The 12264-nt window shown below is 75.6% G+C and carries 13 protein-coding genes; 5 read left to right on the forward strand and 8 right to left on the reverse strand.

Translation table 11 applies throughout. The features are described 5' to 3' along the window. Positions 1-85 precede the first annotated feature (85 nt). Both icmF and ACI79X_RS05840 read left to right on the forward strand, forming a co-directional pair. Entirely contained in the window at positions 86-3322 is a 3237-nt protein-coding gene (gene icmF / locus ACI79X_RS05835; protein ID WP_457024477.1) for a fused isobutyryl-CoA mutase/GTPase IcmF, read from the forward strand. Next, the gene (locus ACI79X_RS05840) at positions 3315-4115 is read left to right on the forward strand and encodes a helical backbone metal receptor (RefSeq protein ID WP_457024478.1); all 801 of its coding nucleotides are present in this window, start codon (positions 3315-3317) and stop codon (positions 4113-4115) included. Before icmF ends, ACI79X_RS05840 begins: the two co-directional genes overlap by 8 nt. Positions 4116-4191: 76 nt before the next feature. On the opposite strand, the gene ACI79X_RS05845 is transcribed toward ACI79X_RS05840, so the two are convergent. The 5 genes from ACI79X_RS05845 to ACI79X_RS05865 form a co-directional block, all read right to left on the reverse strand. Then, positions 4192-4608 (reverse strand): hypothetical protein, encoded by a 417-nt coding sequence (locus ACI79X_RS05845; protein WP_457024479.1) that lies wholly within the window; start codon positions 4606-4608, stop codon positions 4192-4194. A gap of 9 nt (positions 4609-4617) precedes the next feature. Beyond that, positions 4618-5196 (reverse strand): GNAT family N-acetyltransferase, encoded by a 579-nt coding sequence (locus ACI79X_RS05850; RefSeq protein ID WP_457024480.1) that lies wholly within the window; start codon positions 5194-5196, stop codon positions 4618-4620. A gap of 9 nt (positions 5197-5205) precedes the next feature. Further along, positions 5206-5388 (reverse strand): hypothetical protein, encoded by a 183-nt coding sequence (locus ACI79X_RS05855; RefSeq protein ID WP_457024481.1) that lies wholly within the window; start codon positions 5386-5388, stop codon positions 5206-5208. A gap of 1 nt (position 5389) precedes the next feature. Then, positions 5390-6010 carry a hypothetical protein gene (locus tag ACI79X_RS05860; RefSeq protein ID WP_457024482.1) on the reverse strand — a complete coding sequence of 207 codons (621 nt, stop codon included), beginning with the start codon at positions 6008-6010 and terminating at the stop codon, positions 5390-5392. Positions 6011-6074: 64 nt separating this feature from the next. Beyond that, positions 6075-6422 (reverse strand): VOC family protein, encoded by a 348-nt coding sequence (locus ACI79X_RS05865; protein ID WP_457024483.1) that lies wholly within the window; start codon positions 6420-6422, stop codon positions 6075-6077. A gap of 116 nt (positions 6423-6538) precedes the next feature. On the opposite strand from ACI79X_RS05865, the gene ACI79X_RS05870 reads away from it, so the two are divergent. Together ACI79X_RS05870 and ACI79X_RS05875 are read left to right on the forward strand one after the other, a co-directional pair. Next, a complete protein-coding gene (locus ACI79X_RS05870) occupies positions 6539-6988 on the forward strand; it encodes a flavodoxin family protein (RefSeq protein ID WP_457024484.1) in 450 nt (149 codons plus the stop codon). A 16-nt stretch (positions 6989-7004) separates the two neighbouring features. Further along, positions 7005-8378, forward strand: a complete 1374-nt coding sequence (locus tag ACI79X_RS05875; RefSeq protein ID WP_457024485.1) for an FAD-dependent oxidoreductase — start codon at positions 7005-7007, stop codon at positions 8376-8378. Position 8379: 1 nt separating this feature from the next. Here the strand turns inward: ACI79X_RS05875 and ACI79X_RS05880 are convergent, their stop codons facing one another. Both ACI79X_RS05880 and ACI79X_RS05885 read right to left on the reverse strand, forming a co-directional pair. Further along, positions 8380-9513, reverse strand: a complete 1134-nt coding sequence (locus ACI79X_RS05880; protein WP_457024486.1) for a MalY/PatB family protein — start codon at positions 9511-9513, stop codon at positions 8380-8382. Positions 9514-9532: 19 nt separating this feature from the next. Further along, entirely contained in the window at positions 9533-10150 is a 618-nt protein-coding gene (locus tag ACI79X_RS05885; RefSeq protein ID WP_457024487.1) for a hypothetical protein, read from the reverse strand. Positions 10151-10283: 133 nt separating this feature from the next. Here ACI79X_RS05885 and ACI79X_RS05890 point away from each other — a divergent pair, with 133 nt between their 5' ends. Further along, complete coding sequence (locus tag ACI79X_RS05890) at positions 10284-11207, forward strand: diacylglycerol/lipid kinase family protein (RefSeq protein WP_457024488.1); 924 nt, start codon at positions 10284-10286, stop codon at positions 11205-11207. Here the strand turns inward: ACI79X_RS05890 and ACI79X_RS05895 are convergent. Then, a complete protein-coding gene (locus ACI79X_RS05895; protein ID WP_457024491.1) occupies positions 11193-12260 on the reverse strand; it encodes an LLM class flavin-dependent oxidoreductase in 1068 nt (355 codons plus the stop codon). The genes ACI79X_RS05890 and ACI79X_RS05895 overlap by 15 nt on opposite strands. Between the last annotated feature and the right edge of the window lie 4 nt (positions 12261-12264).

Here is a 12264-nt window from a genome sequence, read left to right on the forward strand (position 1 = left end):
GTCCCTGCCCACGCTCCCGCCCCCGGACACCCCGGTTACCCGAGAGTAGTTGGACGTCCTACTAAATCCGGCCTACCGTGCGGGCATGGCGTCCGCGGAGCTGCACGTCCCCGTCCACCCCGTCCGGTTCGTCACCGCGGCGAGCCTGTTCGACGGGCACGACGCGGCGATCAACGTCATGCGCCGGCTGCTGCAGAGCCAGGGCGCGGAGGTCGTGCACCTGGGCCACGACCGGTCGGTCGACGCCGTCGTCCGGGCGGCGCTGGAGGAGGACGTACAGGGCGTCGCCATCTCCTCCTACCAGGGCGGGCACGTCGAGTACTTCGGCTACCTGGTCGACCGGCTGCGCGAGGCGGGCGCCGGTCACGTGCAGGTGTTCGGCGGCGGCGGGGGCGTGATCGTGCCCGAGGAGATCGCCGCGCTCCGCGAGCGGGGCGTGCGGATCTTCAGCCCCGAGGACGGCGCCCGCCTCGGCCTGCCCGGGATGATCAACGAGCTGATCCGGTCCTGCGACGTCGACCTGACCGAGCAGCGCCCCGACGTCGACGCGCTGCTCACCGGCGACCCGCGGGCGCTGGCCCGGGCCATCACCGTGCTGGAGGCCGGCGCCGACGACGAGCTGGCCGCCCGCGTCCGCGAGGCCGCCGCCGGGCGCACCGTGCCGGTCCTCGGCATCACCGGCACCGGCGGCTCGGGCAAGTCCTCGCTCACCGACGAGCTGCTGCGCCGGCTGCGCCGCGACCAGGAGGACAAGCTGCGGGTCGCCGTCGTCGCGGTCGACCCCACCCGCCGGCGGGGTGGCGGCGCGCTGCTCGGCGACCGGATCCGGATGAACGCGCTGGAGTCCGGCGAGGGCTCGCACACCTTCTTCCGCTCGATGGCCACCCGCACCGCGGGCGCCCAGGTGCCCGAGCACCTCGACGACGTGCTGGCCGCGGTCAAGGCCGCCGGCTTCGACCTGGTCGTCGTCGAGACCCCGGGCATCGGGCAGGGCGACGCGGCGATCGTGCCGTTCAGCGACGTCTCGCTCTACGTCATGACGCCGGAGTTCGGCGCCGCCTCGCAGCTCGAGAAGATCGACATGCTCGACCTCGCCGACGTCGTCGCCATCAACAAGTTCGAGCGCCGCGGCGCGGAGGACGCCCGCCGCGACGTCGCCCGGCAGATGGTGCGCAACCGCGAGGCCTTCGGGCAGCCGTGGGAGTCGATGCCGGTGTTCGGCACCAGCGCCGCCCGCTTCGACGACGACGGCGTCACCGCGCTCTACCAGGAGCTGCTGCGCCTGCTGGTCGAGAAGGGCCTGCCCGCCGGCTCCGGGGTGCTGCCGCGGGTCGACGTCCGCGCCTCGACGGGGCTGTCCAGCGTGGTGCCGTCGTCGCGGGCGCGGTACCTCGCGGAGGTGGCCGAGGCGGTGCGCGGGCACCACCGGGTCACCGAGGAGCAGGCCGCCGTCGTGCGGCGCCGTCAGCACCTGACCACCGCCGCGGAGGTGCTGGAGGGGGCCGCGGCCGACGCGGCGCGCGAGGCGGCCGAGGCCGCCGACCGGGACCTGCTGCCCGAGGTGCGCACGCTGCTGGAGGAGTGGCCGGCGCGGGTGGGGCAGTACTCGGGCGACGAGTACGTCTACACGGTGCGCGGCAAGGAGATCCGCACGCCGCTGAAGCGACAGACGCTCAGCGGCACGGAGGTCCCGCGGGTGGCGCTGCCCCGCACGCAGGACCACGCCGAGCTGCTGCGCTTCCTGCGGCGGGAGAACCTGCCCGGCGCGTTCCCGTACACGGCCGGCGTCTTCCCGTTCAAGCGCGCCGGCGAGGCCCCGGCGCGGATGTTCGCCGGCGAGGGCGACGCGTTCCGCACCAACCGCCGGTTCCGGGTGCTGTCGGCGGGCAACGAGGCCACCCGGCTGTCGACGGCGTTCGACTCGGTCACCCTCTACGGCCGCGACCCCGACCCGCGCCCCGACGTCTACGGCAAGGTCGGCACGTCGGGCGTCTCGATCGCCACGCTCGACGACATGCGGGTGCTCTACGACGGCTTCGACCTCTGCGCGCCCACGACGTCGGTGTCCATGACCATCAACGGCCCGGCGCCGGCGGTGCTGGCGATGTTCATGAACACCGCGATCGAGCAGCGGCTGGACCGGTTCCGCGAGGAGGAGGGCCGCGAGCCCGACGCCGCGGAGGCCGAGGAGATCCGCACGTGGGTGCTGGCCAACGTCCGCGGCACGGTGCAGGCCGACATCCTCAAGGAGGACCAGGGCCAGAACACCTGCATCTTCTCCACCGAGTTCGCGCTGCGCTGCATGGCCGACATCCAGGCCTGGTTCATCGAGCACCGGGTGCGGAACTTCTACTCGGTCTCGATCTCCGGCTACCACATCGCCGAGGCCGGAGCGAACCCCATCAGCCAGCTCGCCTTCACGCTGGCCAACGGCTTCACGTACGTCGAGGCGTACCTGGCGCGCGGCATGTCGATCGACGACTTCGCGCCCAACCTGTCGTTCTTCTTCAGCAACGGCATGGACGCCGAGTACACGGTGATCGGCCGGGTGGCCCGGCGGATCTGGGCGGTGGCGATGCGCGACCGCTACGGCGCCAACGCCCGCTCGCAGCAGCTGAAGTACCACGTGCAGACCTCGGGCCGGTCGCTGCACGCGCAGGAGATGGACTTCAACGACATCCGCACCACGCTGCAGGCGCTCTGCGCGATCTACGACAACGCCAACTCGCTGCACACCAACGCCTACGACGAGGCGGTGACGACGCCGTCGGAGCACTCGGTGCGCCGGGCGCTGGCCATCCAGATGATCATCGACCGGGAGTGGGGCCTCGCCGGCAACGAGAACCCGCTGCAGGGCGCGGCGATCGTCGACGAGCTCACCGACCTCGTCGAGGAGGCCGTGCTCGCGGAGTTCGACCGGATCGCCGAGCGCGGCGGCGTGCTGGGCGCCATGGAGACCGGCTACCAGCGCGGCAAGATCCAGGACGAGTCGATGCTCTACGAGCACCGCAAGCACGACGGCTCGCTGCCGATCGTCGGCGTCAACACGTTCCTCGACCCGCACCGGGACGAGACGCCGCCGAAGCCGCTGGAGCTGGCCCGGGCCACCGAGGACGAGAAGCAGTCGCAGCTGCGCCGGCTGGCGGACTTCCAGGCCCGGCACGCCGCCGAGGCGCCCGCGGCGCTGGCCGCGCTGCAGGAGGCGGCGACGACGGGTGGCAACGTGTTCGCCGCGCTGATGGACGCCGTCCGGGTGTGCTCGCTGGGGCAGATCAGCGAGGCGTTCTTCGAGGTGGGCGGCCAGTACCGGCGCAATGTCTGATCTGGTCAGCCGTTCGCGCGCGGAAGGCGCGCGGGACGACCTGGGCGAGCCGGTCCCGCTGACGGGGCCGGCGCGCCGGATCGTGTCGCTGGTGCCGTCGCTGACCGAGGCGTTCGCGGTCACGGTGCCCGACCGGCTCGTCGGCGCGACCGACTGGTGCACCCACCCCGGCGACCTGGACGTGCCGCGGGTGCGGGGGACGAAGAACCCGGACCGGGCGGCGATCGCCGCGCTGGAGCCCGACCTCGTCGTCTGCAACCGGGAGGAGAACCGGCGCCTGGACGTCGACCGGCTGCGCGCGGCCGGCATCCCGGTGTGGGTGACGGTGATCGAGTCGGTGGACGAGGCGCTGGCGTCGATGCGGCGGCTGTTCGCCGAGGCGCTGCGGGTGCCCGAGCCCGGGTGGCTGACCATCGCCGCGGCCGAGTGGGCGCGGCCGGTGCCCCCTCCGGCGCTGCGCTGCGCGGTGCCGGTGTGGCGGGACCCGTGGATGGTCGTGGGCCCGCGGACCTTCACCGGCGACGTGCTGGCCCGGCTCGGCCTGGTCAACGCGTTCGGGGCGGGGGAGGACCGCTATCCGCACGTGTCGGTCGACGACGTCCTCGCCGCCGCGCCCGACGTCGTCCTGCTGCCCGACGAGCCCTACGTGTTCACCGCGGACGACGGGCCGGAGGCGTTCCCGGGCGTGCGGTCGGTGCTGGTGTCCGGGCGTGCGCTGACCTGGTACGGCCCGTCGCTGGCGACCGCCCGCGCGGACCTGCTCGGCGCCCTCGGCGCCCTCGGCGACCGCTGACGCGCTGTTCCTGCCGAGACCGTGCGCGGACGCGCAGTCCCGGGCGCCTGCGCTGCACCTCCGCGCACGCTGTCGCTCAGCACTCCAGGCCGCCCTCGGCGACGCCGACGTCGATGCAGTCCAGGCCGCTCGCGAACGCCACCCGTTCGCCGGCGGCCAGGGCGCCCGGCTCGAAGCGCACCACGATCCACCCGGACACGTACGCGTCTCCGGCGAGGCTGCGCCCGAAGGCGAGGGCGTCGTCGCGGTCGGCGAAGTGGTACAGGCTCAGGTCGTCCGACCGCACCGCCTGGAAGCAGGGGACCTCGTCGTCGCAGAGCTCGTCGGTGGCCCACCGCCCGCCGGGGAGGGCGGGACCGTCGACGAAGGACGAGAGGTCCACGTGCCGCCGGCTCGCGTTCTCGTCGAGCCAGCGCCACGCCTCGGAGCCGAGGACGCCGGCCGTGAGGCCGGGCGTCAGGCCGACGACGAGCCATGCGGTCCGTTCGGTCACGGTCGCCCGTCAGCCGAGCGCCCGGCGCATCAGCACCCGGGGGAAGCCGCCGGCGACGGCGTCCGTGTCCGCGGCCTTCGTGAAGCCTGCCGCCTCGAACAGCCTCCGCGTGCCGACGAAGGCCATCGTGGTGTCGACCCTCTGGTCGCCGCTGTCGGCCGGGTAGCCCTCGACGGCGGGCGCGCCCTGGGACGCCGCGTAGTCGACGGCGCCGCGCAGCAGCGCGTGGGCGATGCCCTGCCCGCGGTGGCCGGGGCGCACCCGGACGCACCACAGTGACCACACCGGCAGGTCGTCGACGTGCGGGATCTTCCGCGACCGCTCGAACGGCAGCTCCGCACGCGGCGCGACGGCGGCCCAGCCGACCACCTCGCCGCCGTCGTAGGCGAGCACCCCCGGGGCGACCGGGCGGGTGGTCAGTTCGCGGACGTACTCGCGGCGGGCGGGCCCGACCAGCTCGCGGTTGGTCCGCGAGTCGACCCGGTGGCTCAGGCACCAGCAGACGTTGGAGTCCGGGTTCTTCGGCCCCAGCATCGTGGCGACGTCGTCGAACCGATCAGCGGTGGCCGGCAGGACCTCGATGCTCACCGCGCCACGCTAGCGGCGGACGCCCCGCGCGTAGGCGAGGAGGAACACCACGCCGATGACGAGCAGGATCCCCCCGACGGCCGCCGCCTGACCGACCAGGGCGAGGAGCGCTGTCGTCGTCAGCGCGGTGCCGGGGGCCAGCAGCAGCGCATGGCGGAGCCGGGCTCCGCGCTCCGTCGACCTGCTGCTCATCCTACGGAGAGTAGTGGGGAAGTGACCCATGAGCGCTGGAAACCCACGGCGCTCGTCGTCCCGGGGTCACCTGGCCCAGGAAGCGCTCGACGATCGCCGTCCACCGCTCGCGGGCGGCGTCGTCGTCCTCGAGCGTCGCCAGGCCCATCTGGGTGGCGACGAGCGACGCCGTCCCGTTCTTCTCCGGCTCGCTCGTGACGACGACCGACGAGCCGTCGGTGGCCCGCGTCCGCCAGGTGATCCGCCGGTCGGTGCCGCTGACCTCGAGGTCGCCACCGGCGACGATCCCCTGCACGGCGGCGTCGCCGTCGGCGGAGGTCCGCCAGCGCTCCATGAGCCCGGTCACGGGCAGCGGCGTCACGCGGCTGACGCTGATCTGGAAGGTGCCGTCGGACCGCTGGCCCGGCACCCGCCGGCCGATGTGGTGTTCGTAGGCGACGGTCACCGACTGGGTCCACCAGCCGCGCTGCGCGAACCCGTCGCCGAGTTCCTCGTACACCTCCAGCGCGATCGGCCCGTGGTCGAGGCCGGGCGCGCCGATGCCGTCCATGAACGTCAGCCACTCGTCCCACGTGCGCCCGGTGGTCCGCTCGATCGGCCCGATGCGGGGGTTGACCGCCATGCCGGCGATCCTGCCCGACCGCGGATCGGGGCAGGCCGCGCCGTGGCCCGCGCCCGTACGGAGGTCAGGCGGCCACCGGTCCGCCGCCGAGGCCGACCTCGTTGCCGTCGGGGTCGCGGTAGGTCACCTTGCGCACGCCGTCGTCGTAGGTCTCGCGGAGCGCCGGCTCCAGGCCGCGGTCGGCGATCGCGGCCACCCGCTCGTCGAGGTCGTCGACGAACAGCGTGACCATCGAGTGGCCGGCGTCGGCCGGCTTCAGCTCCGTGTGGACGTACCGGTGCTCACCGACCTCCCACACCGCCTCGACGTCGTTGGGCACGAACGAGGGCTCCGCGCCGAACAGCCGCCCGTACCAGTCGAGGGCGCGGGCGTGGTCGCTGACGGGGACGCCCGCGAAGAGCTCGACGGCCATGCCCGGACGCTAGCGACACCGCGCCCGGTGTCGACCTGCTGCGGTCCCGACGCCGGTGAGACCGCCACAGGTCGACGACGGACGCCGTCGGACGACGCAGGCGCAGGATGGGGCGCATGCCGCGGCTGCTCGTCGTCCACCACACGCCCTCGCCGAACCTGCAGGCCGTGCTGGAGGCCGCGCGGGAGGGCGTGGCGATGGTCGAGGAGGCCGAGCTCGTCGAGCGCCCCGCGCTGTCGGCCGGGCCCGCCGACCTGCTCGCCGCCGACGGCGTCCTGCTCGGCACCCCGGCCAACATCGGCTACATGAGCGGGGCGCTCAAGCACTTCTTCGACACCGTCTACTACCCGTGCCTCGACGCCACCGTCGGCCTGCCCTTCGGCGTCTGGGTGCACGGGGGCGACGACACCGCCGGCGCGCTCAGGGCCGTCACCACCATCACCGGCGCGCTGCGGTGGAAGCAGGTCGCCGCGCCCCTGAGCCTCACCGGCGCCCCCACCAAGGACGACCTGGAGGCCGTCCGGGAGCTCGCCGCCACCGTGGCGGTGAGCCTGGAGGGGCGCTGAGTCCTAGCCTGCGACGGTGAGCACCCGTCTCGTCGTCATCGGGGGCGACGCCGCCGGCGGCAGCGCCGCGTCCCAGGCCAAGAAGCGCCGGCCCGACCTCGACGTCGTCCTGTTCGAGCGCGGCCGCGCCACCTCCTACTCCGCCTGCGGCATCCCGTACTGGATCTCGGGCACCGTCGACAGCGAGGCGCAGCTGGTCGCCCGCACGCCCGAGCAGCACCGCGCCGCCGGCCTCGACGTCCGCATGCGCACCGAGGTGGTCGGCATCGATCCCGACAAGGGCGTCGTGCACTGGCGCGAGCTCGACGGCGGCGCCGAGGGCACCGAGCCCTACGACGACCTCGTCTACGCCACCGGCAGCGTGCCCATGCGCCCGCCGGTCGAGGGCATCGACGCGCGGGGCGTGTACGGCGTCCAGGTGCTCGACGACGGCGTCGCGCTGCGCGCCGAGCTCGACAGCGGGCGGGTGCAGCGGGTGGTCGTCGTCGGCGGCGGCTACATCGGCCTGGAGATCGCCGAGGCGTGCCGGGTGCGCGGCCTCGACGTCACCGTCGTCGACCGCTCGCCGCAGCCGGTCGGCACCTTCGACCCCGACGTCGGCCGGTTCCTCGCCGCCGCCGTCCGCGGGGAGGGCATCGAGCTCGTCCTCGGCGACGGCGTCACGGGCATCGACGTCGGCCCCGACGGGCGGGCGCGGGCGGTGGTGACGGCGAGCGGCCGCGAGCTGCCCGCCGACCTCGTCGTCCTCGGGCTCGGGGTGCGGCCCGACGTGCGGCTCGCGGAGGAGGCGGGCATCCCGCTCGGCACCTCGGGCGGCATCGCCGTCGACCAGCGGATGCGCACCCAGGTGCCCGGCGTCTGGGCGGCCGGCGACTGCGTCGAGTCGGTGCACCGGCTCTCGCGGCAGCGGGTCGTCGTCGCCCTCGGCACGCACGCCAACAAGCAGGGCCGGGTGGCCGGCATCAACATCGGTGGCGGCTACGCCACCTTCCCGGGCGTCATCGGGACGGCGATCACCAAGATCTGCGCCGTCGAGGCCGCGCGCACCGGCCTGTCGGAGGCCGAGGCCGAGCTGGCCGGCTACTCGTTCGTCACCGCCGCCGTCGACTCCACCACCACCGCCGGCTACATGCCGAACTCCGCGTCGATCCGGGTCAAGATGATCGCCGAGCGGCGCAGCGGCCGGCTGCTGGGCGCCCAGGTGGTCGGGCACAACGGCTCGGCCAAGCGCATCGACGCCCTGGCCATCTGCATCTGGAACGAGATGACCGTCGACGAGGTGCTCTCCCTCGACCTGTCCTACGCGCCGCCGTTCGCCCCGGTGTGGGACCCGGTGCTCATCGCCGCGCGCAAGGCGTTCGAGGCGGTGGAGGCCGACACCCGCGGCTGACTCAGCGGGGCAGGGCGGCGGCGATCCGCTCGACGAGGGCGGTGAGCACCGGCTCCGGCGTCGCCAGGTTGACCCGGACGGCGCCGACGCCCGCGTGCCCGCACCGGCCGCCGTCGACCACCGCCACCCCGGCCCGGTCGAGCAGCAGGTCGCCGGCCTCCGGCACCCCGAGCTCCAGCCAGGCGAGGTAGGTGCCCTCCGGCGGGCGGTGCCGGGCGGCGGGCAGGTGCTCGGTGACCAGGTCGGCGAACAGCCGGCGGTGCCGGTCGAGGACGGCGATCGTCCCGTCCAGCCAGCCGACGCCGTCCCGGTAGGCCGCGGTGTTGGCGACGGCGCCCAGCGTCGAGCAGCCGTGCTCCACCGGGTGGCCGACCTGCGCCCACAGCTGCGCGTCCGCGTCGTTGGAGACCACCAGCTGCGCGCACTTGAGCCCGGCGAGGTCCCAGGCCTTCGACGCGCTCGTGGCGGTGAGCGCCTGCGCCGCCGTCGTCTCCGACAGCGAGGCGTAGGGCACGTGCCGGTGCCCGGGGAACACCAGCGGCGCGTGCACCTCGTCGGCGAACACCCGACCGCCGTGCCGGTCGACCACCTCGGCGATCGCGAGCATCTCGGCGGGCTCGAGCACCCGGCCCACCGGGTTGTGCGGGTTGCACAGCACCAGCAAGTGCCCGCCGGCGCGGAAGGCGGCGTCGAGCGCGTCGAGGTCGTAGACGAACCGGTCGCCGTCGCGGGCCATCGGCACCTCGAGCACCTCGCGGCCGAGCGCCGGCGGCACCTCGAGGAACGGCATGTAGGCCGGGGTCGGCAGGACCACCGGCGACCCCGCCGGCGTCAGGTGGGTGATCGCCGCCGACAGCGCGGCCAGCACGTCGGGCAGCGGCCGCACCCGCTCCGCCGGCACCGCCCAGCCGTGCCGGTCCCGGAGGAAGCCCGCGGTGGCCCGCGCCATGTCGTCGGCCAGCCAGTCCGGCAGGTAGCCGAACAGGCCGCGGGTGACGGCGTCCTGCAGCGCGGCGGTGACCGCGGGCGCCGTCCCGAGGTCGGACTCGGCCACCCAGGCGCCCAGCGCCTCCGGGTAGCGGGTCCACTTCAGGCTGCCGCGGTCGCGCAGGCGCGCGACGAGGGGATCGTCCACCCGCCGATCGTGCCCCGGCTCAGCGCTCCATGCTGGGGTCGCGGGCGAGGTGCGGGTCGGGCGGGCCGGTCGGGTCCTCCGCCAGCCACCGGGCGGTGCCCTCCGGGTCGCGCTGGGTGAAGGCGTCGAGGAGCGCCTCCCGGAGGCGGACCTCGCGCAGCCCGGCTGCCCCGCCGTCGTCGAGCCGCTCCTGCACGGCGTGCCACTCCGCCAGGAGCCGGGCGGTCGGCGCCGCGGTCAGCGCTCGCCGCAGGGCCGCCTCGCCGGTGGGCAGCGCGCTGCGCGCCGCGTCCTCCCCGGCCAGCCAGCTGCTGAAGACGGCCGTCCCGGTGACGAGCAGCAGCAGCGTCAGCAGGCCCCCGGCCTCGCGCAGCGCCACGGCGCCGGCGGCGGCGGCCGGGCCGAGGCCCGCGAGCGCCGCTCCGGTCACGGGGTGCGGGAGCTCCGGCAGCACGTCGCCGCACGCGCGGTGCAACCACAGCAGGACGACGCCGCCCATCGCGGCCAGCACGGCGCCCCACCCGAGCACCGGCAGCCCGCCGGTGAGCGCGCCGGCGGCGACGAGCGGGACACAGGGGACGACGGCGGCGGCGCGTGCGGCCCCGCGCAGCAGCCGGTCGCGGCTCGGACGGGACACGGGGGACCTCCTCCTCGGCGGCGTCCCTCCCGAGCTTCCCGGCCCGGGGCGCCTCCTCCCGCCGGGGGAGCCATCCGTCACGGGATCGTCACGTGCGCCGTCCGCGGCGCGCCGGCCTGGCAGGGTGCGGGGCGTGGAGCTGCTGGTCGTGGTCAACCGGGGCGCCGGGAGCGCCGGCGAGGAGAGGCTCGCGCGCGTGCTGGAGGTGCTGCGCGGCGGCGCCGACGTCGAGGTCGCCGTCACCGGGAGCCCCGGCGAGCTCGACGACGTCGTCGCCGCCCGGGGCGCCCGCCGGCTGGTGGTGGCCGGCGGCGACGGGTCGGTGTCGGCCGTCGTCGCGGCGCTGGACCGCGCCGGGGACCTCGGCGACCCGCTCGGCATCGTCCCGCTGGGCACCGGCAACGATCTCGCGGGCGCCCTCGGCCTGCCCGACGACCCCGCCGGGGCCGCCCGCGTCGTGCTCGACGGCACGCCGCGCCGGCTCGACCTCCTCCGTGACGATGCCGGCGGCGTGGTGGTCAACGCCGTGCACGCGGGCATCGGGGTGCGGGCCGCCGGCGAGGCGGCGCGGCTCAAGGACCGCCTGGGCGCGCTCGCCTACCCGGTCGGCGCGGCCCTGGCCGGCACGGGCCCGGGGGAGGCGCTGCGGGTGGCCGTCGACGGCGCCCTGGTCGCGCTGCCCGACGGCCGGGCCGCCGACGGGGAGACCCCGCTGCTCATGGTCGGCGTCTGCAACGGCCCGACGATCGGGGGCGGCACCGCGCTCGCGCCCGGCGCCGACCCCGGCGACGGGCTGGCCGACGTCGTCGTCAGCGCCGCGACCGGTCCGGCCGCCCGGGTGGCCTTCGCCGCCGCGCTGCTGGCCGGCCGGCACGGCGAGCGCGACGACGTCGTCGTCGTGCGCGGGCGGGAGGTGGCGCTGTCGGGCGGCCCGGTGGGGCTCGACGCCGACGGCGACCTGCTCGACCCGGTGCCCGCCCGCACCTGGCGGGTGGCGCCGGGCGCCTGGTCGGTGCCGCTGCCGGTGCGGCAGGCGGCGGGCTCAGGCGGCCGGTGACCAGCCCAGCAGCGGGCCGAGCCGCTGCGCCATGTCGGTGAGCAGTTGCTCGTAGTCGGCCTCGCCGAAGCTGAAGGGCAGGGCGAACACCACCTCGGTGACCTCGCGGAACCCGGCGTGCGCGTACAGCGCCTCGGCGATCTGCTCCGAGCTGCCGAGCAGGTCGGGGGCGAACAGCATCCCCGCCGGGCCCTGCGGGCTGCGGGTGCGCGGGGTGCGGGCCTCGACGTAGGCGGCGTAGCGCTCGCGCTGCTCGGCGGTCGCGGAGTCGGTGGGGATCACCACCAGGCCCTGCGACACCCGGCCGGTGCCGCCGGCCTCCCGGTAGGCGCGGATCTGCGCGGCCTGGACCTCGGCGAAGTCGGTCGAGCCGCCCTCGGCCCGGGTGACGCTGCTGGTCAGCAGGTTCATCCCGGCCTGCCCGGCCCACTGCGCCGAGCGGGTGCTGCCGCCGCCGTACCAGAGCCGGGAGCGCAGGCCGGGGGAGTGCGGCTGCACCCGGTCCGACCACTCCTCGACGACGCCCTCGCGGCCGGAGAACGACGTCGCGGGCTCCCCGGCGACCAGCCGCAGCAGCCGCTCCACGCGCCGGTAGGTGAAGTCCTCGACGTCGGCGGTGTCGGGGTAGAGCGCGTCCTTGACGTCGTCCCAGTGCATCGGGGGGCCGACGCTGACGCCGGGGTTCAGCCGCCCGCCGGAGAGCACGTCGACGGTGGCGAGGTCCTCGGCCAGCCGCAGCGGGTTCTCCCACGCCAGCGGCGTGACCGCGGTGCCCAGCGCGATCCGCGACGTCCGCTGGCTCAGCGCCGCCAGGACGGCGACCGGCGAGGAGATGCCGTACTGCAGGTGCCGGTGGCGCAGCCAGGCGCTGTCGAGGCCGAGCCGCTCGCCCAGCTCGACCATCCGCAGCGTGCCCTCGTGCCCGGCGGCGGGGGCGGCCGGGTCGAAGGTGCCGAGGGTGAGGACGCCGAGGTGCTCGAGCGGGGTGGCGGGGGGGGGGGGGGGCCCCCCCCCGGCCCCCCCCGCCCCCCCCCCCCAAACACCCCCCCCCACGCCC

Source organism: Geodermatophilus sp. SYSU D01119, from assembly GCF_054049975.1.

Excerpts from the sequence above, each read along its gene's own strand:
- icmF (WP_457024477.1), top strand. The coding sequence starts at position 86 with ATGGCGTCCGCGGAGCTGCACGTCCCCGTCCACCCCGTCCGGTTCGTC.
- ACI79X_RS05840 (WP_457024478.1), top strand. The coding sequence starts at position 3,315 with ATGTCTGATCTGGTCAGCCGTTCGCGCGCGGAAGGCGCGCGGGACGAC.
- ACI79X_RS05855 (WP_457024481.1), bottom strand. The coding sequence starts at position 5,388 with ATGAGCAGCAGGTCGACGGAGCGCGGAGCCCGGCTCCGCCATGCGCTG.
- ACI79X_RS05860 (WP_457024482.1), bottom strand. The coding sequence starts at position 6,010 with ATGGCGGTCAACCCCCGCATCGGGCCGATCGAGCGGACCACCGGGCGC.
- ACI79X_RS05865 (WP_457024483.1), bottom strand. The coding sequence starts at position 6,422 with ATGGCCGTCGAGCTCTTCGCGGGCGTCCCCGTCAGCGACCACGCCCGC.
- ACI79X_RS05870 (WP_457024484.1), top strand. The coding sequence starts at position 6,539 with ATGCCGCGGCTGCTCGTCGTCCACCACACGCCCTCGCCGAACCTGCAG.